Genomic DNA, 18,414 nt, shown 5'->3' with positions numbered 1-18,414 from the left:
TCGAGGTGGTGTCGAGGTCGTCGAGGCGGGTGTCGAGGAGGTGGAGGTGGTGGGGGTGGCGGGCGCCTCGACACGCCCGCCACCCCGCTTGGGGGCTGCGGTCAGGGGGTGACGACCGGGCCGACGGTGATGCCCGGGTAGCCCTTCTTGACCTGCAGCGGGATGCGGCGCTTGACGTAGCCGCCGGCGTCGCCGGGACGCTGGGGGTTGTCGGAGCGGACCTCGGCGCCGAACCAGATGTCGTCGGCAGTGGTCCACGGCTCGGACTCGGGCTGGCCGGTCTCGCGCTCGTAGATCCAGAGCGTGGTGCCCTTGACCTTGACGGCGTCGAAGAGGGCGTCCTCGACGGCGTCGGGGGTCCCGTCGATCTCGTCGAAGTACCGGAACACGGTCATGCCGGCCTGGTAGTTCGAGGCGCCGAACTCGGGGGAGTTGCCCTCCTCGCAGACGGCGCGGTCGTTGAAGGTGTCGGAGTCGGTGGGGCCGAAGACCCAGTCGGAGAGCAGGATGCGGCAGCCGGCGCCGGCCGCGCCGCCGATGCCGGCGGCGAGCTCGGCAGCGGTGGGGGCGGCGGGGTTGACCGGCTTCTCGGTGAGGACCGCGATCTTCTTGTGGCCGTCGGCCAGTGAGCGAGGCATGTGGGTGCTCCTTCTCCCCGTCAGGCCGGGGTCTCGGTTGCGGCCGGCGGGGTGCCGGTCGGGTTCTGGGTGGCGGCGAGCGCCTCGGTGATGAGCGCGACGGACTCGGCCTTGGTGGTGGCGCCGGTGAGGTTGATGTCGTGCTCGGCGGCGTAGGCCTCGAGCTGCGCGACCTTCCAGTCGGTGGTGGGGTCGCCGTCGGGGTAGGCCTGGCCGGCGATCTGCCGGGGGGTCTTGCGCAGGCCTCGGCCGAGGACGGGGTGGCCGATGAAGTGCGCTGGGACGCGCTGCTTCAGGCCGGTGGTCTCGGAGTAAGCGGTCACGAATCCGTCCATGACGGGTGCCTCCTCAGGCGGTCGGGGTGGGTGTTCCGGGCCGCCTGGGCGGGCCGTCAGGTGTGCGCGATCGCGCGGTAGAGCAGGGGCGTGTAGAGCCGTGCCGGCTTGGTGCTGGCGTCGGTCAGGACGGGGCCGGGGTCGTAGCCGGCGGGCGGCGCGAGGCGGCCGAACCGCATCCCGCCGGTCGGGGGCGGGGTCCACCGGTTGAGGGCGGTGTCGACGCGGGTGGCGAGTGCCAGGACGTCGTCGATGTCTCCGCCGGCGACGGTGACCTGGAAGGGCGCGTCGAGGTCGACGAAGGTGTCGGCGACGTCGGTGTCGGGGCCGTCGGTGCCGGCGCCGGGGAAGAGCACGATGTAGGGGCGGACGCGGAGGTCGTGGGGACCCTTCGGCTGGGGGTCGGCGGGCGTGTGGCCGGTTCCGGTGCCGATCGTCTGGCCGGGGAGCGCGCGGCCGATCTGGCCGTAGTAGCCGGCCGCGTTGGTGACCGTGGTGAGGCGGGCGGCGATGACGCCGGCGAAGACCCGGCGGTCGATGACGGTGGCCACGCTCAGAGCACCGCCGCTGCGGCCATGGTGGCGAGCGCGTCGGCGTACGCCGGGAGCTGCCGGTCGGCGGCGGGCCCCATGAACGGGGTGCCGGTCTGGGTCGAGGTGCCGTACTCCTGGTAGATGCCGTACTCGGCGGTGGGGCCGATCTCGGCGGACATGGCGCCGAATCGGCCGTCGCCGCTGACGGTGGTGGAGATGGAGTTGCGCAGGTTGCCGGTGTCGACGGGTGCGAGCGCCTTGGCGTCGGCCTCGACGGCGAGCGCGGCGCGCCGGAGGACCGCGGAGCCCTGGGCCCCGATGCGGCCGCCTGCGCCGGCGACTCGGGAGGCGAGCGCCCGGACCTCGGAGGTGTCGAGGGTGAGCGACATGGCGGCCTCCTCGGCGGTCTGGTCAGTCGTTGAGGGTGCAGAACAGGTCGCGCTCGACGAGCTGTGAGCCGCGGACGACGTCGCGGACGGTGAGGGTGCGGCCCTCGAGGAGCGTGTCGCCGGTGCCGGTGACGGTGGCGAGGTCGTCGACGTGGGCGTCGGCGGTCACCGGGACGGTGAGGAGGTAGCCGGCGACGACGGTGGCGTCCTCGGCGGCGGTGGCTTCGCGGGCCTGGGTGGCCTCGGCCTGGATGGAGCAGGCGGCGGCGTAGTACGGCGGGTGGGGGGTGAGCTCGTTCTGTTCGGTGGTGGGGTTCCAGTCGCTGGTGCCGCCGGGGCGGCGGAGCTCGACGGTGGCGGTCCAGGTCTTCGCGACGACGGGTGCGTGTGTGGCTGCCCAGTCGGTCGGGATGACGGGCGTGGCGGGGCGGCCCTGGGCGTGGCGGGGGCGGGGCATCAGCAGGGCCAGGCGGTGCGCTCGGGCCGGTCAACGCCGCCCTCGAGGTCGATGACGTCGAAGTAGTCGCCGTCCGCGGCGTCGTCCTCGCGGTCGGCCTGATCGCGCAGCGCGGCGGCGTGCTTCCGCATGGCGTCGGCGAGCTTCGCGCCGTCGGTGACGACCGACGCGGTCTTCAGCACTTTCGAGGCGAGCGCCTGGTCGGTGGCGTTCACGTCGATCGCCTGCGCGGCCGCGCGCTTCACGCTGCCGCCCTCGAGGGTCAGGAACGCGGCGATCTCGACGTCGGTGAAGACCGCGGTGTCCTCGTCGACGTCGTTGAGGAGGAGCCGGACGAGGCCTTCCGGGGTGGCCGGGTCGTAGTCGAACGTCGGCTCGGGCACGGTGAGCCTCCTCGCTGTGTAGTTCTGGTGCCGGGCGGCCGGCGCGGGGTCTCCGCGCCGGCCACCCGGTGGTGCGTCAGGAGCCGGTCGGGGTCCCGTACTTCTCGCGGAGCGCCTTCTGGCCGAGGGGCTCGCCCTGCTCGTCCTTCAGGTCGTCCTCCGTGGCGCCCTTGGACTTGGCGTACGCCACCCAGTCCTCGGTCGAGGCGTTCCCGGCGGGCTCGCCCTCCGGCTTGGTCGGCGCCGCCGGCGTGCTGCCCGAGGACGAGCTGGCGGCCGAGGTCCGGCCGGACTTCTTCTTCGCACCGGGTGCGAGCTGGTCGGCGCCCCAGTGCTTCGGGACCTGGTAGCCCAGGTCGTTGCCGGCCTCGTCGACCACGTCGACGAAGTCCCTCGTGGTGAGCAGGTGCGTGCCCTTGTTGTCAGCCATCTCGCCCTCCTCAGGCGCCGGTGTTGTCGGAGCCGTAGGTGAGCGTCGGGTCGCCGTGGGCGACGCCCATGATGTGGCGGCCGCGGTACCAGATGGTGTCGTCGTCGAACGACCCCGCGGTGACCACGATGTCCCCGCCGCCGATCGCGCGGCCCTGGTCCGCCTTGTAGCGGAAGTCGGGACGCTCGAAGCCGCGGACGCGGCCGAACCAGAACGGCGAGCGGCGCGCGGTGCCGGGCTTCGGCATCACGATCCACGACTCGCCGAGCTGCTTCTCGTTGGTGACGATGTCGACCTTGCCCCGCAGCGGGTTCGGCTCCTCGCGGTAGCCGCCGTTGCCGTCGGAGACCAGCAGCCGGTCGGCCGCCAGGATCCGCTCGGCCTCCGCCTCGAGCGCGTAGCCCACGACCAGCTGCAGCCGGCCCGACGGGATGATCGCGCCGGTCTTCGGGTCCCGCTTGGTCCGCAGCGACGTGATGACGGTCTGCAGGTTCGTGGGGTTCAGCTTCAGCGTGCCGATGTTGCCGTTGCTCACCTTGAAGAACGAGGTGTTCAGCGCGCCGGTCTCGAGGTTGATCAGCAGCCGCAGGCCGCGGTCGTCCTCGGTGTCGATCGCCATCTGCGGCATCTGGTTCGGGATCAGCATGAGCTGGTCGAGGTCGTCGTTGACCTGCGCCTCGAACGAGAAGCCCCACAGCAGACCGGTCTTCTTGCCCCGGATCGGGTACTCCTCGAGCTCCGGCCCCTGGGCCATCGGGTAGCCGGTCCGCTCGGGGACGTCCTTGAAGACCTGGGAGCCGAGCTCGAGCTGGCTCATGTACTTCGGCTTGAAGTTCGGCAGCGTGGTGGGGGTGAGGAACTTCGGCCACTGCGTGGGCAGCGCGTCGTAGTTCTGCAGCATCTCCCGCTCGATGACGGCGCCGGAGGCGAACTGCGCGAGGTCGCTGGTGGTCAGCGCCTCGTTGAGCTCGAACGCGGCGCGCTTGGAGCCACTGCGGGCGTGGGTCATCAGGGTGGCGACGCCCATGGCGGCCTCCATGAAGCCGGGGCGTGCGGTGAGCCGGCGGCGGTGGGCCTCCGGCGAGGTGCCCGAGGTCTCGGCGGAGATGCTCTCCGCGATCTCGAGAAGAGTGTTCGTCATGGTGGGTCTCCTCAGATCCGGACGAGTCGGACGTTGACGGTGCCGGCGCCGGCGGCCTTGGTGGCGCCGGTGGCGACGCCCCGCTGGATGACGGGGACGGTGTGGCCGAAGAGCGTGTTGCCCTCGGCCGTGGTGGTGAGCGTGAACGGGCCGGCGCCGCTGATGTAGATGGGCGTCTCGGCGGCGTTGACGGCGTCGGCGACGGGCAGCGCGTAGGTGCCGTCGGGGGCGACGGCGGCGTACCCGTCGGGGTGACCGACGCCGCCGTACTGCTTGCCGTTGACGACCTCGGTGCGGTCGGTGTCGGCGACACCGATCTGGCCGCCGACCTTGACGGGGTCGCCGGAGCGGGTGCCGGCCGGGACCGGCAGGGAGAGCGCCGGGCTGGAGCCGGCGAAGACCTGGTTCTTGCTCATGGCGTCACGCGCCCTTCTGCTCGGCGATGCCGAGCACGCTGTCGATGTCGCCCCAGCCGATGCCGGTGGGGGTGCCGGACTCGGTCACGACGACGGTGCCGCCGTGCCCGCGGACCTGGCCGGCGCCGGCGTCGGCCTTCTTCGCGGCCGCGTCGGTGTCGACGAGGGTGGTGAACGCGGCCTCGTCGAGGTCGCCGGACTCGGTGACGGTGACGTCGGCGAGCAGGCCCTTGACCTCGCGGGGGGTGAAGGAGACGCCGGCCTCCTTCGCGCGCGCCTCGACGATCTCGACGGCGCGGTCGGTGCGGGTGCGGACGGCGGCGGCCTCGCGGAGCTCGTCGCGCTCCCGCTCGGCCGTGGTCGCGCGCTCCTCGAGCTGCGCCACCCGGCCGGCTGCCTCGGTGAGGCGTCGGTGCTCCGACTCCTCGATCGAGATGTTGCCCATGGTGTCCTCCTCGGACTCCTCGGTGGTGGGGTTGGTGCTGTCCGGCCGGGTGGCCGGGACGTACTTGGTGACGGGGCGGACCTGCGTCCGCTCGCCCGTGAGGGAGACCGACAGGTCGTCGTCGGCGACGGTGTAGGCCTGCTGCCAGGTGCGGGACGGCTCGTCCTCGCTGGAGGCCTCGAACCAGACGGTCGTCTCGTCGAAGTCGCGGACCCATGCCCAGCGGCGCTCGCTGCCGTACTGGGTGCGGATGGCGTCGGAGAGCTGCTCGCGGCGCTCGTCGGCGGTGGCCTCGGCGATGCCGCGCTGGACGGCGGCCTCGATGACGGCCGACGGGGGTGCGGACTCCAGGACCTGCAGCACCTTCCCGCCGCGGCCGGCGCGGGAGACGAAGTCGACCGAGGAGATGACTGCGACGGACTCGATGAGTTGCCCTCGGCGGCCTTCGGCCTCGCCCTCGACGACGTCGGTCGCGGAGCCGCGGATGGACAGTCCGATGTGCGGGGCGAGGTGCTCGTCGGCGAGAAACTCGCGGTACGGGGCGGTCACGGTGCACTCCGCGATCACGGCCTGCTGGTCGGGGTCCCAGCGGCCGGCCTCGGTGATGACTGCGGCGATGTCGCGGACCGACCGGTTGCCGTGGACGTCGAGGCCGGAGCCGTCCTGGTGGGGGTGGTCGAGGTACATCTGGGTGCCGACGGCGACGAGCTCGGCGGCGGACTCGCAGACCTCGGCGGAGTAGTAGCCGGAGGACCCCCAGCCGGGGGTCATGACCTGGATGGTCATGCGACCGGACTTGCGGTCCGAGGTGGTCGCGGCCTCGGCGAGCTTGACGCTCTCGCGAATTTGCGTATGCACAGCGTGACCTCCCGGTCGCGGGTAGCGTGCGGCGACCCAGCAATCACTGAGAGGCGCATCGATGGCAAAGCGGAAGAAGGGCACAAAGCGGACGATGGGGACGCGGAGCGTGACCCTCACGTTCCAGTTCTCAATCGAGGACGACCGCCGGGTGACTGACCGCAGCTGGGAAGAACTGCAGGACGCAATCGACGAATTCGTGGAAGTCGTCGACACCAAGACGATCTTCACGACGCCGATCGATCAGACGATCATCTACAACCGTGAGGTCGAGGTCCGACCGAGCATGTACTTCGAGTGATTCGCCGAATGGGACGTTGATGGGTGCGGACGACGACGCGGACTGCGTCGAGCACGTGTGGGAGCTGACCGAGATCGGTCTCCACCGCCGCGCCCTCGACATGGGCTTCGAGTGCGGACGGTGCGGGACGCCCCGGTACGAACCGGGTCAGGCAGCGCGCGCGGCGCGGCCGCCGCTGAGCTGAGGCACGGGCGAGACGCCCCAGGAGTCGCGCCACCCGTCGCTGCTGCGGCGCTGCGACCAGGAGTCCATCGGGTACTCCCCGCGGACCCAGGCGTCGTACCGCTTGGGCCCGAGCACGTCGAGCTGCTGCTCGGAGGACAGGCTCTCGAAGCGGTCGCTGGCGTTCGGGCCCAGCGACGGGGGCTCCTCGACGTCGAGGCCAAGCTCGGCCCACGGCTTCACCAGAGGCAGGGCGGTGCAACGGCCCTGCTGGTGGTCGTCGGGCCCGAACTCCTCGACCGGGTGCACCGACCCGTGCTGTGCCCAGCACGACGGGCAGGTGCGGGTGTCGAGCGCGGAGACCCACTGCCAGCCGCGGAGTACGTCGGCCTGGGCCATGCGGCCGAGGCGGGCGCCGGCGCGGTGCGCGTCGAGGGTCTCGGTGCGGGCGATGTTCAGCGCCCGGGACAAGCCGAGGCCGCCGTTGAACGCCTTCTCGGCGCGGCGGACCATCCGCGCGGCGGTCCCACGGGGGTTGGAACCGGACGCGACGCCGCGGATCAGCTCGCGGCGTACGACGTCGAGGGTCTCGGCCGGCAGGGGCTGGAGCAGCGAGGTGATCTGCTGGGTGGACCGCTCGACGATCGCGGTGATCTGCCGCTCGTCGACGCGGGACCAGGAGTCGAGGCCGTCGAGGAGGTCGCTGTCGGGCGGGAGCTGGGAGTCGATGACGGAGGCCTGCGCGTCGCCGGCGGTGTCGACGATCTGGCGGAGGTCGCCGGTGAGGCGGACGCCGGCGGCTGCGGTGAGGGCTTCGAGCTGGTCGGCGACGAGCGCGAGGGCCTTGCGGAGGCGGGTGGAGCGGAGCAGTTGCGCGCGGGTGACGCGGTCGCCGGCGGTGAGCTGCTCGAGGAGCGCGGCGGTGAGGTCGGGCTCGATCTCGTTCCAGGCGTCGACCCAGGCGCGGACGAGGTCGCGGGTCTGGGCGTCGGTGATGGCGCGGACGGCGGCGTTGAGCTGCCGCTGGAGGCGGAGGGTGCGGGCGGTGACGGCCATCAGTCGTCGGCCCGGTCGTACTCGGACTCTCGCCCGGCGGGACCTCGGTAGCCCTGGTCCGCACAGTCGGTGCCGTCGCAGGCGTGGGGTGCGAGGTCGAAGTCGTACCACTGGCCGTAATTCCACGAGACGTCCTCGCCGGCGTCGTAGCAGGACCACTGGTGGGCGACCTCGAGAGTGCAGTGGGCTTCGCGCGGACCGGGCTCGCCGCAGGTGCCCGGTCGTCGCCCGCTCACGGCGCGTTGCTCTCTGCGCCGTCGTCGGCGGGGTCGACCACGCGGGCCGGGTCGTCGCCGCGGCGCGCGCGCTGCACCGCGGCGTCGCCCTGAGATGCCTCGAGGTCGATCCAGTTGCCGTCGTCGTCGGTCATCTCGTCGAGCAGTTCGTCGACGTCGTCCACGCCGAGCGCCGACATCAGCAGCCGCGCGGTCTCGACCGGCGGCATCTTGCCCGTGGAGTCGGCGTTCACGATCGCCTCGACCAGCTTCACCGGGTCCAGGTCGTTCAGGTCCGGCCAGTCGACAACCACGGTCCGCTCGACGTCGCCGGTCAGCGTGATGGTCTCCCGGCCGGTGCGCTGGTCTCGGATCACGGTGCCGCGCAGCGGGCCGCGCGGCGCGCGCACGGCCTGGTCGACGACGTACCCGAGCACCGTCTGCAGCACCGAGGACCACAGGCGCCGGCGGGCGTTCATCTCCAGCACGACTGGCTTGTCCAGCGTCTCCGCGACCGCGCGGGCCCCGGTCACGCCCGGGTCGGCCAGGAGGTCCACGACCGAGACACCGAGCGCCGCGGCGACCATGGACGCGAGCGGACGACCAGAGCCGGAGTCGATCGTGGCGCCCGACTTCGGGATCGCCTCGAGCGAGACGCCCGGGCCGCCAGCAGCGACACCCCCGACGAGTCCCTGCCCAGGATCGGCGCCGCCGACTGGGCGAGGCATCGCGGCCGCGAGCTTCTGCGCAGCGGACCGGGCACGCGACGACTTGTCGCCGGTCAGCCGCCACGCGAACTTCGACAGCGCCTTCACCAGCCGCGCCCAGTCGGTCAGGAACCCCTCGTACGCCCGGGCCCACGGCAGCGCGGCGTACACGTCGGGGATGCCCCACTTCGCGCCCTCGGGACGGTTCACCGACACGTGCAGCATCGGCTGGTCCCACAACACGGGGAGCCCGTCGATGGTGCGCGGCCGGACCGGCGGCCAGTAGCCGAGCGCCGGGTGAAGGACCCGGCGGGTCTCGACCCGGGTCCGGGTGCCGGCGTACCCCTGCTCCACCACGGTGGCGGTGTAGGTGCGGAAGAAGAACCACGTCTCGTCGCGGTCCTCGGGGTTCGCGATCTTGTCGCCGATCTCCTCGAATGGGGTGACGCGGATCTGCACCCGGCCGGTGAGCGGGTCGGGGAACAGGGTGAACACGATGTTGCCCTGCTTGCCGAGGCGCCGCTCGAGGTTCTCCTGCGCCTCCGGGCTGGTGAGCGCGACCTGGTTCGACGGGTCGTCCCAGAACCCCTGGATGACGGCGTTGACGTCCTGGGCGGCGCCGTCGCCGGCGCGGGCGGAGACGTCGAGGCCCTGGCCCCAGACGTAGCCGAGGCGGAGCTGCAGGCCGCGCTTGATCATCGGGGACGCGATGGCCATCACCGAGCAGTTGCGGACGACGGAGGTCAGGCCCTCGCGGGAGAACTCGCGGTCGAGCTCGAGGCCGGCCTGGCGCCAGCCGCGGTCCTCGGCGGCGAGCTCGAGGTCGGACATGCCTTCCTCGAGGACCTCGATGGTCTCGTGGGCGGCAGCGAGCTCGATGGCGAGGCGGTCGTCGGGCCGGGTGGTGGGGGTCTCGGTGATGTCGAGCGTCATCGCGCTCACCCCCTCGGGTCAAGATCGGGCCGTTGCGGCTGCAGAGGGCAAGGTTTGCCCGCGGATGTAACCCGGCTCAGTACGGCGAGATCTGGAAGTCGGCCAGCTCGTCGTCGAGGTCGCCCTCGTCGAAGGTGTCCGACAGCAGCGGAGCGAGCATCAGCCGGTTCAGCGCCTGCGACCCGGTGTCGACCTGGTCGTCGTGCTTCCCGGTCGGGAACGCGGCGTACTCCTCGACCAGGTCCTCGACCCACGCGAACGGCGCATCGTGCTCGTCAGCGAGCAGCGTGGGCGCCGGGACCCAGACGTTGCCGGCCTCGATGAACGGTGACACCGCGGAGAGCCGCGACAGCTTCGACCCGTGCGGCTCTTCCGGGATGATCCCGGGCAGCTCGGTCGAGAGCGAGGAGATGATCGCGGGCCCGTTGGCCTTGTCCTCGACGAGCTTCATGACCGCCTGCGGCCACCGGGCGGACAGCGCCAGCATCCGGGCGCGGGTCTCGGTGAACGACCAGCGGCCGCGGACCTGGTCGAGGAGGTAGGCCCGTGCGCCGCGGCGCATCCACACCTGGCCGACGACGTAGTCCGACCCGGCGGTGTCCTTGAAGGTGAGGTCCCAGGACTGCAGCAGCGCGTCGAACTCCGGCACCCAGCGGGCGCCGCCCTCCAGGTCGAGCCACATCGGCTGCGTGTAGTACTTCCACCAGTCGCGGTGCACGATGTTGCCCTCGGGCGACGAGGGGTTGCCCTGGTACAGCGACTCCCAGTCCCGGGACCCGACCTGGACGCGGATCTGTTCCCAGTCGGTGGCGGTGCGGGGTTCGCCGGTGCGTTCGTCGATGCGGGCCGAGAGCATGTACTCGCCCGGCTGGCGGCCGAGGACGTCGGTCTCGCCCTTGTCGGGGTCGTGGTCGGCCTGGGCGGGGATGTTCACGACGCGCCAGCGGTGGCCGTCGGGGCGCTTGAGGAGCCAGCCGGCGAGGTCGTCCTCGTGCCAGCGGGTGAGGATCACGATGACGGGGGCGCCGGGGGCGAGGCGGGTGGAGAGGGTCGAGGTCCAGTACCGCTGGACCTTCTCGCGGTAGACCTCGGACTCGGCTTCCTCGCGGTTCTTGATCGGGTCGTCGATGACCATGACGTCGGCGGGGCGGCCGGTGATGCCGCCGCCGAGGCCGACGGAGCGGAGGCCACCGCGGTGGCCTTCGAGCTGCCAGTTGGAGACGGAGCCGTTGTCGCGGGCGACGCGGAGGCCGAGGTCGACGGCGCCGTCGACGCCGGTGGAGGAGGTGATCCAGGAGCGGACGTCGCGGCCGAACTCGACGGCGAGGTCCTTGCCGTAGGAGACGGCGACGATGCGGCGGCGCTTGTTCCGCTTGAGCATCCACAGGGCGCCGACCTTGACGCGGGTGGTCTTCCCCTCCTGCGGGGGCATGGTGATGATCAGCCGGTCGCAGCGGCCGGCGTCGACGTCGACGAGGGCCTGGTCGATGGCGTCGAGGGCGGGGGTCTGCTGGGTGTGGGGGTCGAGGTCGCGGGCGAGCTCGCCGGGGGTGGCCCAGGTGCGGGCGTCGGTGATGCCGGCGGGGTCGGGGTCGCGGCCTCGGAGGCCGACGATGCCGTCTTCGAGGAAGTCGATCCAGAGGTCGTCGCGGGTGGCGGTGGTCATGTTCACCCCCGGGCGTGCGAAGACCCCGCGGCCGGTTTCGGGTACGCGAGGTCTGGGGTTGAAGATGACACAGAATCGAGTGGCACGCAACTGCCACCGTCCGAGATGGGACGTGTGACCGTCAGCTGGTCGGGTCGTAGCGCTCCAACTGTCCGCCCGGGACGTAGCGCCAGCGCACGCGGAGATTGTCGAGGAAGGTCCACCCCACGGACATGGGCCGAGGCTCATCGTGGCGACCAGGCAGTCGTCGCAGGGTCGCCTCCAGGGACGCGACTACATCGGGCGTGGCGAGATCGCCTAGGTCGATGTCCCCGAGCACCGGAGTGCGGTGTTCGTAGGTCGCGCCCAGGACCATCGGTCCCTGGCGGGGGACGCCGAAGTAGAACTCGATGCTCAGGTGGTAGACCGGTAGTGGCGACGCGTTGAGCACGCGGATCGGGATGTAGTCGGGCGCTGAGATGCCGTCTTCCATCTGCTGCGGCCCCGTCGACGGCATCCTGACCGTCACGTGCGGCCCGCGCCACATGATGGCGTCGTACGCCCACACAGCGACCTGAGAAGCCTGCGCGCGGCGGCCCTCCTCAGCGCGTTCTTCATCCCGGGCTCGCTCGAGGTTCACCACGCGACGGGTCTGGATGGCGGCGTACGCCGCCGCGAGAAGCGCTGCGAAGGTCGACATGGCCGCGACCCAGTCGGCGAGGGAGCCGGGTTCCGAGCCCAGCAGCCTCCCGGTGGTGATCGCGACCGTGAACACGACCATGCCCGTGAGGAGCAGGCCGACGAGAAGGCGCGTGTCGCCGCGGGGAGGTACGTCGGTCACGGGCGCCATGATGCCGGGGGTCGGCGTCATGCACTCGCCTTCCGGTCGGATGCTTCCCACTCGTCGACGAACTTCGCCACCCGCGCCGGGTGGATCCCCAGCCGCTTCCCAGCCTCGGCCGCAGGCTCACCGGCGTCGACCGCCTCCCGCAGCCGCCGCCGCTGCAGCTCCTCCCGGGCCCGCTCCGCGGCCGCCTGCTCGGCCCGCTCCACCAGCCGCGCCGCCTGCTCCGACACCGACGGCCAGAACACCAGCCGCAGACCCGGCGACCCATGCACACGACCAGCGAACGCCTCCACCAACGCGGCGTGCCCCGGCCGGCCAGCACGGGCCGGCCCGGGTGCCGCCGGCACCTCACGGGCGCCGTCAACCGACACCGCCCACCGGCACACCGACAGCACCTGCCCGCGGTCCATCCACCGCCGCACCGTCGACGGCGCGATCGGGACCTGCGTCATCGTGGTCGCCGCCTCCGCCGCCATCGCGATGTGCGTCCACCCGTCACCCGACGGGCCGGCGGTCAGCAGGTGGCGGCGTACGGCGTTCGCGTACTCGCCGGGGTCGTACTGCTTGCGGCACCCCAGGCACTCCCACGACTGCCCGACCGAGGGGTCCTCGATGCCGCCCTGCCCGGTCTTCGACGTTGCGCAGGCGTCGCAGGGGACCCGGGCCGCGGCCTCCTCGGCCTCGGTCGGCACTCGGCGGGCGGCACGCTGGTCGGCGTACGTCGGGGGCCCCAGCTCGGGGTACGTCGCGTACACCTCGAGGCGGGCTTGGGCGGCGCGGGCCCCGGCGCGCACCTGGCCGAGCGCGACCCGGCCCGGGGTGGCGTGGCGGCACGGCTGCGGCTTGCCCCACCGGCGGACCAGCCGCTCCCCGCACTCGAAGCACGGCACACCACGCTGCGGCTCCTGCTCGTCGTGGAGGATCCCCTCGAGCTGGCGGCGCAGCGCCTGCATGTCGAAGCTGAACGACGGCCAGTCGGGGCCGTCCTTGGCCTGGGCCATCGCGGTGAGGTGGTCGCCGAGGTAGTGGGTGATCGCGGTGACCGGGGACCGGCGGGTGGCCCGCGGGGTGTGGCCGAAGTAGGTGCGCCACTGGTGCTCCCAGCCGAGGAGGGGGAGCAGGACGGGGACGATGTCGTCGTCGGGGTGGTCTTCGGCGAGGAGGTCCTCGCGGTGGCCGTCCTTGGGGGTGCCGAAGCGGGTGTGGAGGTCGTCGTAGCCGGCGCCGGCGCGGGCCATGGCGACGAGGGCGTCGCCGCCGGGGATGCGGGCGGACGGGACGGCGAGGCCGTTGCCGCGGGCGGCGTGCCAGCGGAGGTGGCGGGCGTGGAAGCGGATGTCTTCGAGGTCGGTGCGGACGGCGCCGACGCAGTCGGGGCAGACGAGTTGGCCGGGCTGGGTGTGGTTGCGGGTGCAGTCGACGCAGTGGTCGGCGGGGCAGGGTTCGGTGTCGCCGTCGGTGGTGGTGATGAGGCGGGTCTTGGTGTCGGGGTCGTAGTGGCAGGCCTTCGGCCGACGGTCGGTGGTGTGGTGGTCGGTCATGCTGTCCTCCCTGGTGCGTGAGTCACGACGTTCCTGCGTTGGCGCCTGCGCCAGATCGCCTGCGGCTCGGGAGCCCGGCGACTACGGTCGCTTCGCATGTGGAGCCAGCTCGTCACGCTCGTCCTCGGCTTGCTCACCGTCGCGGTCAGCGCGAACTGGCTGATGGGCCGCGAGACGCGTGCTCTGCACCGGCTCAAGGCGGAAGCCGAACTGCTCGCACTGCTGCCGAAGGATGCCGGCGACGCCGTCCTGCGACGGCACCTGCGCGAGCAGGTGAACCAGTACGTGCGCGAGGCGCAGGCGTTCGAACGCCTGCGTCGGCGGTGGAGGGTGCTCCTGGGCCTGGTGCAGATGATCATGCTGCTCGGCGTCTTCGCGCTCGGGTCGGGGCTGCTGTTCGTCTCCGGTGACGTGGTCTCGCGGACCTGGGCGGGTCGCTTAGTAGCGCTCGGGCTGGTGACGATCTTCCTGGCGGCGCTGTCGGCTGAGGCGCTCAAGGCGTCGGTGAAGCGGAGGGTTGTGGAGCATCGGCCGGCTGGGCCACCGCAGGCTCCTTGAGCGGAACGCGCCGCAGCGAGCTCGGGCGTCACTGGGCGCGCTCCCATCCGGCGTCGGCGAGCAACTGCGCCAGCACCGCCTCGTGCACCAGCGCCCGACCGGTCTCGTCGAACGCGAGGTGCACCCGGGTGAGGGGCACGTCGGTGCCGGGGACGCGCCGCTCCCAGGTGTGCTGGTCGGCCGCCTCGGTAGGGCAGGACGGTAGGTAGCTCGGGGTGCTTTCCTCCGCGTCGACATGCACCCGAGACGCTGCCTGGAGGCCGCCGTGTTCGATCTTTCCCTGCCCATCGACTTCGAGACCTTGGACCTGATCTGGCGGTTCTGCCGAGCCGTCCTCGTGGTCCTGCGCGCCTGTGTCACCTTCGCCATCAGCCGGTGGCGCGCTCGCCGCGCGCCGGTCCTCTCTGGCCCGCTCGACGGCCCGCCCGAGAGCGGCGAGCAGGCCGACTGCCGGGCTTGCCGGGCACCCGCTGAGGTGTAGCTGGGCGGCGCAGGTGGGTCGGGTGGTGCACTCGTCGAGGAGTGCGCGCTGGTCGTCGCTCACGCGATCACCGCCTGCAGCTGGTCGAGCACGTCGGCCGGTGGGGTCCACAGCCCGAGCCGGCCCTTGCACGGGAGCGGCTCAGGCAGGGGCCGCGGGTTCGCGAGTCCGAGGTGGACGACGTCGCGGCGGGTGCGGCCGCCGTGCTCGTCGTACGCCTGCTCGGCCCAGGGCGACTCGCAGCACGCGGGCGCCCACACCCCCGACCCTGAGTCGTTCTCGATCTCCGGCTCGGCCACGTGGACGCCGACCAGGTCGACGACACCGATGATCGCGCCAAGTTCCCAGTCGTCGCACTCGTCGACGTCGTAGTTGGCCGTCTCGTCCCAGGCATCCCGCACCAGTGGTGAGACCAGGCCCCGCTCGCTGACCCGCTGGCCGGCGTGGATGGCGAGCGGCCCGCGGTACGACCACGCCTGGGTGCGGTTCTCGACGTCCTTGCCGCCGTGGACGATCGCCCACGCCCACGGTTGCTGCACCGTCAGCGCCTTCATCGGGAGACCCCCATCGCGGGGAGGTCGCGGTGCTCCCGACTCGAGAAAGTTGCAGGGGTCGTCCTGTAATTCCGGCCGCGAATGCCGCCAAGGTGCGTGCAACTACCTTCTCGAGTCCGGATCCAGTTCCTCCTCGCGCGCGCGTGGGAGGTGACCGTCATGTACCGCGAACTCCTCGAGTCCGTCACCGGCTGGATCTTCTGACCAGCGGTCACCGGGCCACCCCAGCACGGTCGAGCTCGGTGTCTGGCCAGCACGACCGGCACAGCCCGTCGAGCTCAACGAGGCGGACCGGGAAGCCGGCGCGCACGATGCCGCCGCAGGCGACCCGGTACTGCCGGCGGTTCCGCCCCCGAGGGGCGGCGGGCCGGCCGGAGCGGATCCGGTGCACCTTGCCGTGGCGCGCGCCGTCGGCGAGGTGCTCGGCCACCGCGGTTGCAGGCATGTGCAGGTTGGTCATCGGATCTCCTCGCTGAGTGACTGTCGGTGGGCGCGGTTATGGTCCGGGCCCGTGATGCAGACGGTGTTGACGACGCTTGGCGCGGTGGTCGTTGCGCTCATTGCTCGCGGGGGTCGTGAGCGCTGGATACGCGCGACCATCCGGGAGGAGCTCGACCTGCTCGGGCACCGACGCTTGCCAGCGGCGTACCGGGTCGCGCTGCAGAAGAAGGTCGACCGCCGCTTGCAGCGGTACCTGGCCGACCCAGCGGCGGCCTTGGAGACGCGCGTGACGCGCTTGATCGTCGCGCTGCTGATCATCGTCGGGCTAACAGTGACCGTTGCTGCTGGCTCCCTCTCGCCGGCGCAGTCGGTGCTCCTGGGTGTCGGGACCGGCTTCGCGATGAATCTGACCCGCCCAGCGGTCGCGGCTGTCCTTCGACGCCGCGAGCGGTCCAACCTCTGACGCGTCACGAGGGCACCACCTCGCCCGCCACCGCGGCACCCTGCGACCGACGCAGCACCGACAGGAACTCACCCAGCACCGTGTTCCGCTGCTCCGTCGACAACCCACCAGCCTCCAGACCAGCACGCAGCGCACCGAGCACCAGGTCCGCCTGCCCCTGCTGCAGCTCCACCGCCCGGCTGGCGATCCCCAACCGGGCCATGTCCACCAGCAACTGGCGGAGATGACCCAACGCCCGCTCGAACAGCACCACCTCGGCACGCAGCTGCGTCAGGTGCTCACCACCAGCCACGTTCCGCAACTGGGTGACCCGCGAACCGGCCTCGTCGACCAGCTGCTCGAGCGCACCCGCGAGACGACCCAACGCGTCCACCGGGTCTTTCACCGGGACCGCCTGGTCCAACCCGGCCCACAGCTCCCGCACCTTCGCGTCCGCCTGCTTCGTCTGCGCAGCAGCGATGTGCGACGGCGTCGACCCGCCGTGCAGCTTGCAGCAGCCGATCCCCGGGTGCGGCGTACCCCACCCCGCCGGACGGGTGCACGTGCCCTCGCCCTGCTTCTTCGGGGCACCGCAGTACCGGCTGTCATGGCCCCCGTCGTCGGGGGTCCCTGCCATGGGCCCGGTCATCGGGCGCAGCCGAGGGGGAGGTGGGTGGCGAGGGGTCGGGTGGCGCTGTTGGCGAAGCCTCGTCGGGGGGGCGTTCGGACCGGTGTGGGACCGACTGGGGGGACGCAGTGGGTGGGGGGCTCGTTGAGTGGGTCCCCCCGAAGGGAGGGGGGACCGGGGACCCACTCATCTCGCGGTTGCCCGGGACCGGTTCCGGGACCCACTCGGGACCCACTGCGGGACCCACTCGGGGTGGGGGTGTGGTCAGGCCTGGACATGGTCGTCCTCCGTCTGTCGGTACGGGGCGATGGAGTGGTGGAGCTTGGCTCGGCGGGCGCCGTCGATGCGGGCGACGTAGCCCTCAGAGACGAGGACGTTGATGGCGTCGCGGACCCATTCCTTCTTCGAGCCGACGGCGTCGACGATCTCGGTCTGGGTGCACTGGTCGTGGTCCTCGATGTACTTGGAGATGCGCTCCATGAGGACGGTCTTGCGGAACGTGCCGTCGTCGTTCTTCGGGATCTCGTCGCGGCCGATGGACCAGGTGGTGACGTGGGGCTGGGTGGAGTCGAGGGTGAAGGTGCCGGCGTAGCCGCCGCCGGAGGACTTGCGGAGCTCGCCGGTGCGGTCCTTCTCGATGCGGAGGGTGATGCGGCCGATGCCGCCGGGGGTGGGCTGCTGGCGGGCTTCGACGCGGAGGTAGGCGCCGTCGACGGCGCGCTTCTTGGCCGTGCCGCCGATGGCGTAGCCGGTGGTGCGGGCCTCGGCGGACTTGGGGAGGTGGTCGACGGAGATGACGCAGGACCCGGCCTTGGCGGGTGGCATGACGATGGTGCGGAGCGCGGCTGTGATCTCGTCGTTGTCGACGGACTTCACGCCGAGCATGGGGAGAACTTCGCCGAGGGAGTCGATGACGACGACGGCGGGCGCGAGGCGGGTGATCTCGGTGACGGCGGCTCGGAGCTGGTCGGAGTCCTCGGGTTCGTAGTAGCGGAACCGGTCGGGGTCGGCGATCTGGTCGGGGCGGGCGCCGAGGAGGAGGAGCCGGGCTGCGGTGTGGTCTTGGCCGTTGTGGTCGACGTCGATCATGGCGAACGTCTGGCCGGCGTGGAGGGCTTCGACGCCGGCGACTTGGGCGAGCCAGGTCTTGCCGCCTTCGGGGTCTCCGAAGACTCCGTTGTGGCGGCCGGCGTAGAAGAGGGCGGTGCCGTCGGCGCGGCGGCACCAGACGGGTGGGACGGCTGCGGGTGGTTGGCCGCCGAGGACCCAGGTGAGGTCGGCGAGGCCGGTGGAGGTGGTGTGCGTGGTGGGCCCGAACCGCATGGCGGTCTCGTCGAGCCGTTGGAGGGCTTCGCCGAGGTAGGCGTCGACCTGGGTGGCGTCGGCGTTGGTGACGATCTGGTTGAGGCCGGTGGCGAGGTCGGAGACGACGCGGAGTCGTGCGAGGTCGCGGACGATCGTGGCGTAGTGCTCGGCGAGGGCGGGGTTCGCGGTGGTGGTGACGAGGTCTGCGACGGCGCGGATGGCTGCCTGGTCGCGGGTCTTGAGGATGGCGGCGTTGAGGGTGACAGCGTCGGGTGGGACGCCTTGGGCGGCGTGGAGGTCGTGCCAGGTTTCCCAGATGGTGGCGTGGACGGGCCAGTAGAAGTCGGCGGCGTCGATGATCTGGCGGAGGCGGTCGCCGGGGTGGGTGCCGTCGGGGTCTGGGGTGGCGAGGAGCGCGGCGAGGATGGCCTGTTCGGCTGCCTGGTCTTGGGGTGGCCGGCGTCCGATGTTGGGGCGGTCGTAGTCGGGGTCGAACGGCGCCTGGTCGTCGACGGGGTGCAGGTGACGGGATGGTGGTCCGTCGTACGTCACGTGGCTGGTCCCTCGAGGTGG

23 protein-coding genes are annotated in these 18,414 nt (G+C 71.9%); 3 read left to right on the top strand and 20 right to left on the bottom strand.

Annotation, left to right across the window (positions count from 1 at the left end):
* Nucleotides 1-101: 101 nt before the first annotated feature.
* From OSR43_RS13980 to OSR43_RS13935, 10 genes are all read right to left on the bottom strand, one after another.
* Nucleotides 102-638: a hypothetical protein gene (locus OSR43_RS13980; RefSeq protein ID WP_302267217.1), complete on the bottom strand. Its 537-nt coding sequence runs from the start codon at nt 636-638 to the stop codon at nt 102-104.
* A gap of 20 nt (nt 639-658) precedes the next feature.
* Nucleotides 659-973, bottom strand: a complete 315-nt coding sequence (locus tag OSR43_RS13975) for a hypothetical protein (RefSeq protein ID WP_302267216.1) — start codon at nt 971-973, stop codon at nt 659-661.
* A gap of 56 nt (nt 974-1,029) precedes the next feature.
* Nucleotides 1,030-1,524, bottom strand: a complete 495-nt coding sequence (locus OSR43_RS13970) for a hypothetical protein (protein WP_302267215.1) — start codon at nt 1,522-1,524, stop codon at nt 1,030-1,032.
* Nucleotides 1,525-1,526: 2 nt separating this feature from the next.
* Nucleotides 1,527-1,895, bottom strand: coding sequence for an HK97-gp10 family putative phage morphogenesis protein (locus OSR43_RS13965; RefSeq protein WP_302267214.1), 369 nt, complete (start codon nt 1,893-1,895; stop codon nt 1,527-1,529).
* A gap of 22 nt (nt 1,896-1,917) precedes the next feature.
* Nucleotides 1,918-2,352: a DUF6093 family protein gene (locus tag OSR43_RS13960; RefSeq protein WP_302267213.1), complete on the bottom strand. Its 435-nt coding sequence runs from the start codon at nt 2,350-2,352 to the stop codon at nt 1,918-1,920.
* A complete protein-coding gene (locus OSR43_RS13955; RefSeq protein ID WP_302267211.1) occupies nt 2,352-2,735 on the bottom strand; it encodes a hypothetical protein in 384 nt (127 codons plus the stop codon). The genes OSR43_RS13960 and OSR43_RS13955 overlap by 1 nt, the downstream gene beginning before the upstream one ends.
* Nucleotides 2,736-2,811: 76 nt before the next feature.
* The gene (locus OSR43_RS13950; protein WP_302267209.1) at nt 2,812-3,165 is read right to left on the bottom strand and encodes a hypothetical protein; all 354 of its coding nucleotides are present in this window, start codon (nt 3,163-3,165) and stop codon (nt 2,812-2,814) included.
* A gap of 10 nt (nt 3,166-3,175) precedes the next feature.
* Nucleotides 3,176-4,306: a hypothetical protein gene (locus OSR43_RS13945; protein ID WP_302267208.1), complete on the bottom strand. Its 1,131-nt coding sequence runs from the start codon at nt 4,304-4,306 to the stop codon at nt 3,176-3,178.
* Between the two features lie 11 nt (nt 4,307-4,317).
* Nucleotides 4,318-4,722, bottom strand: coding sequence for a capsid cement protein (locus OSR43_RS13940; protein ID WP_302267206.1), 405 nt, complete (start codon nt 4,720-4,722; stop codon nt 4,318-4,320).
* Nucleotides 4,723-4,726: 4 nt separating this feature from the next.
* Nucleotides 4,727-5,953, bottom strand: coding sequence for a hypothetical protein (locus OSR43_RS13935; RefSeq protein ID WP_302267205.1), 1,227 nt, complete (start codon nt 5,951-5,953; stop codon nt 4,727-4,729).
* Nucleotides 5,954-6,134: 181 nt separating this feature from the next.
* On the opposite strand from OSR43_RS13935, the gene OSR43_RS13930 reads away from it, so the two are divergent.
* Nucleotides 6,135-6,326 carry a hypothetical protein gene (locus OSR43_RS13930; RefSeq protein WP_302267203.1) on the top strand — a complete coding sequence of 64 codons (192 nt, stop codon included), beginning with the start codon at nt 6,135-6,137 and terminating at the stop codon, nt 6,324-6,326.
* 147 nt (nt 6,327-6,473) lie between these two features.
* On the opposite strand, the gene OSR43_RS13925 is transcribed toward OSR43_RS13930, so the two are convergent.
* The 5 genes from OSR43_RS13925 to OSR43_RS13905 form a co-directional block, all read right to left on the bottom strand.
* Nucleotides 6,474-7,544 (bottom strand): phage minor head protein, encoded by a 1,071-nt coding sequence (locus tag OSR43_RS13925; protein WP_302267201.1) that lies wholly within the window; start codon nt 7,542-7,544, stop codon nt 6,474-6,476.
* 232 nt (nt 7,545-7,776) lie between these two features.
* Nucleotides 7,777-9,399 carry a hypothetical protein gene (locus OSR43_RS13920; RefSeq protein ID WP_302267200.1) on the bottom strand — a complete coding sequence of 541 codons (1,623 nt, stop codon included), beginning with the start codon at nt 9,397-9,399 and terminating at the stop codon, nt 7,777-7,779.
* A 76-nt stretch (nt 9,400-9,475) separates the two neighbouring features.
* The gene (gene terL / locus OSR43_RS13915) at nt 9,476-11,065 is read right to left on the bottom strand and encodes a phage terminase large subunit (RefSeq protein WP_302267199.1); all 1,590 of its coding nucleotides are present in this window, start codon (nt 11,063-11,065) and stop codon (nt 9,476-9,478) included.
* Between the two features lie 121 nt (nt 11,066-11,186).
* The gene (locus tag OSR43_RS13910; protein WP_302267198.1) at nt 11,187-11,915 is read right to left on the bottom strand and encodes a hypothetical protein; all 729 of its coding nucleotides are present in this window, start codon (nt 11,913-11,915) and stop codon (nt 11,187-11,189) included.
* Nucleotides 11,912-13,432: a hypothetical protein gene (locus OSR43_RS13905; RefSeq protein WP_302267197.1), complete on the bottom strand. Its 1,521-nt coding sequence runs from the start codon at nt 13,430-13,432 to the stop codon at nt 11,912-11,914. The genes OSR43_RS13910 and OSR43_RS13905 overlap by 4 nt, the downstream gene beginning before the upstream one ends.
* A gap of 96 nt (nt 13,433-13,528) precedes the next feature.
* Between OSR43_RS13905 and OSR43_RS13900 the strand changes: the two genes are divergently transcribed.
* Nucleotides 13,529-13,990 carry a hypothetical protein gene (locus OSR43_RS13900; protein WP_302267196.1) on the top strand — a complete coding sequence of 154 codons (462 nt, stop codon included), beginning with the start codon at nt 13,529-13,531 and terminating at the stop codon, nt 13,988-13,990.
* A gap of 28 nt (nt 13,991-14,018) precedes the next feature.
* On the opposite strand, the gene OSR43_RS13895 is transcribed toward OSR43_RS13900, so the two are convergent.
* The 3 genes from OSR43_RS13895 to OSR43_RS13885 form a co-directional block, all read right to left on the bottom strand.
* Nucleotides 14,019-14,534: a hypothetical protein gene (locus OSR43_RS13895; protein WP_302267195.1), complete on the bottom strand. Its 516-nt coding sequence runs from the start codon at nt 14,532-14,534 to the stop codon at nt 14,019-14,021.
* A complete protein-coding gene (locus OSR43_RS13890; protein ID WP_302267194.1) occupies nt 14,531-15,025 on the bottom strand; it encodes a hypothetical protein in 495 nt (164 codons plus the stop codon). Before OSR43_RS13890 ends, OSR43_RS13895 begins: the two co-directional genes overlap by 4 nt.
* Before the next feature lie 211 nt (nt 15,026-15,236).
* Entirely contained in the window at nt 15,237-15,485 is a 249-nt protein-coding gene (locus tag OSR43_RS13885) for a hypothetical protein (protein ID WP_302267193.1), read from the bottom strand.
* Nucleotides 15,486-15,536: 51 nt separating this feature from the next.
* On the opposite strand from OSR43_RS13885, the gene OSR43_RS13880 reads away from it, so the two are divergent.
* Nucleotides 15,537-15,929, top strand: coding sequence for a hypothetical protein (locus OSR43_RS13880; RefSeq protein WP_302267192.1), 393 nt, complete (start codon nt 15,537-15,539; stop codon nt 15,927-15,929).
* A gap of 4 nt (nt 15,930-15,933) precedes the next feature.
* On the opposite strand, the gene OSR43_RS13875 is transcribed toward OSR43_RS13880, so the two are convergent.
* A complete protein-coding gene (locus OSR43_RS13875; protein WP_302267191.1) occupies nt 15,934-16,545 on the bottom strand; it encodes a hypothetical protein in 612 nt (203 codons plus the stop codon).
* A gap of 255 nt (nt 16,546-16,800) precedes the next feature.
* Nucleotides 16,801-18,393: a DnaB-like helicase N-terminal domain-containing protein gene (locus tag OSR43_RS13870; protein ID WP_302267190.1), complete on the bottom strand. Its 1,593-nt coding sequence runs from the start codon at nt 18,391-18,393 to the stop codon at nt 16,801-16,803.
* Nucleotides 18,394-18,414: the final 21 nt, after the last annotated feature.

Source organism: Nocardioides sp. Arc9.136, from assembly GCF_030506255.1.
Lineage (GTDB): Bacteria > Actinomycetota > Actinomycetes > Propionibacteriales > Nocardioidaceae > Nocardioides.
Note: the sequence above shows the minus strand (reverse complement) of the source record. Positions and strands in the feature narration are given on the sequence as shown.

Bases quoted from the DNA above. Each gene is read 5' to 3' on its own strand.
- OSR43_RS13980 (WP_302267217.1), bottom strand. From the start codon at position 638: ATGCCTCGCTCACTGGCCGACGGCCACAAGAAGATCGCGGTCCTCACC.
- OSR43_RS13975 (WP_302267216.1), bottom strand. From the start codon at position 973: ATGGACGGATTCGTGACCGCTTACTCCGAGACCACCGGCCTGAAGCAG.
- OSR43_RS13965 (WP_302267214.1), bottom strand. From the start codon at position 1,895: ATGTCGCTCACCCTCGACACCTCCGAGGTCCGGGCGCTCGCCTCCCGA.
- OSR43_RS13960 (WP_302267213.1), bottom strand. From the start codon at position 2,352: ATGCCCCGCCCCCGCCACGCCCAGGGCCGCCCCGCCACGCCCGTCATC.
- OSR43_RS13950 (WP_302267209.1), bottom strand. From the start codon at position 3,165: ATGGCTGACAACAAGGGCACGCACCTGCTCACCACGAGGGACTTCGTC.
- OSR43_RS13945 (WP_302267208.1), bottom strand. From the start codon at position 4,306: ATGACGAACACTCTTCTCGAGATCGCGGAGAGCATCTCCGCCGAGACC.
- OSR43_RS13940 (WP_302267206.1), bottom strand. From the start codon at position 4,722: ATGAGCAAGAACCAGGTCTTCGCCGGCTCCAGCCCGGCGCTCTCCCTG.
- OSR43_RS13935 (WP_302267205.1), bottom strand. From the start codon at position 5,953: ATGACCATCCAGGTCATGACCCCCGGCTGGGGGTCCTCCGGCTACTAC.
- OSR43_RS13925 (WP_302267201.1), bottom strand. From the start codon at position 7,544: ATGGCCGTCACCGCCCGCACCCTCCGCCTCCAGCGGCAGCTCAACGCC.
- OSR43_RS13920 (WP_302267200.1), bottom strand. From the start codon at position 9,399: ATGACGCTCGACATCACCGAGACCCCCACCACCCGGCCCGACGACCGC.
- terL (WP_302267199.1), bottom strand. From the start codon at position 11,065: ATGACCACCGCCACCCGCGACGACCTCTGGATCGACTTCCTCGAAGAC.
- OSR43_RS13910 (WP_302267198.1), bottom strand. From the start codon at position 11,915: ATGACGCCGACCCCCGGCATCATGGCGCCCGTGACCGACGTACCTCCC.
- OSR43_RS13905 (WP_302267197.1), bottom strand. From the start codon at position 13,432: ATGACCGACCACCACACCACCGACCGTCGGCCGAAGGCCTGCCACTAC.
- OSR43_RS13900 (WP_302267196.1), top strand. From the start codon at position 13,529: ATGTGGAGCCAGCTCGTCACGCTCGTCCTCGGCTTGCTCACCGTCGCG.
- OSR43_RS13890 (WP_302267194.1), bottom strand. From the start codon at position 15,025: ATGAAGGCGCTGACGGTGCAGCAACCGTGGGCGTGGGCGATCGTCCAC.
- OSR43_RS13885 (WP_302267193.1), bottom strand. From the start codon at position 15,485: ATGACCAACCTGCACATGCCTGCAACCGCGGTGGCCGAGCACCTCGCC.
- OSR43_RS13875 (WP_302267191.1), bottom strand. From the start codon at position 16,545: ATGGCAGGGACCCCCGACGACGGGGGCCATGACAGCCGGTACTGCGGT.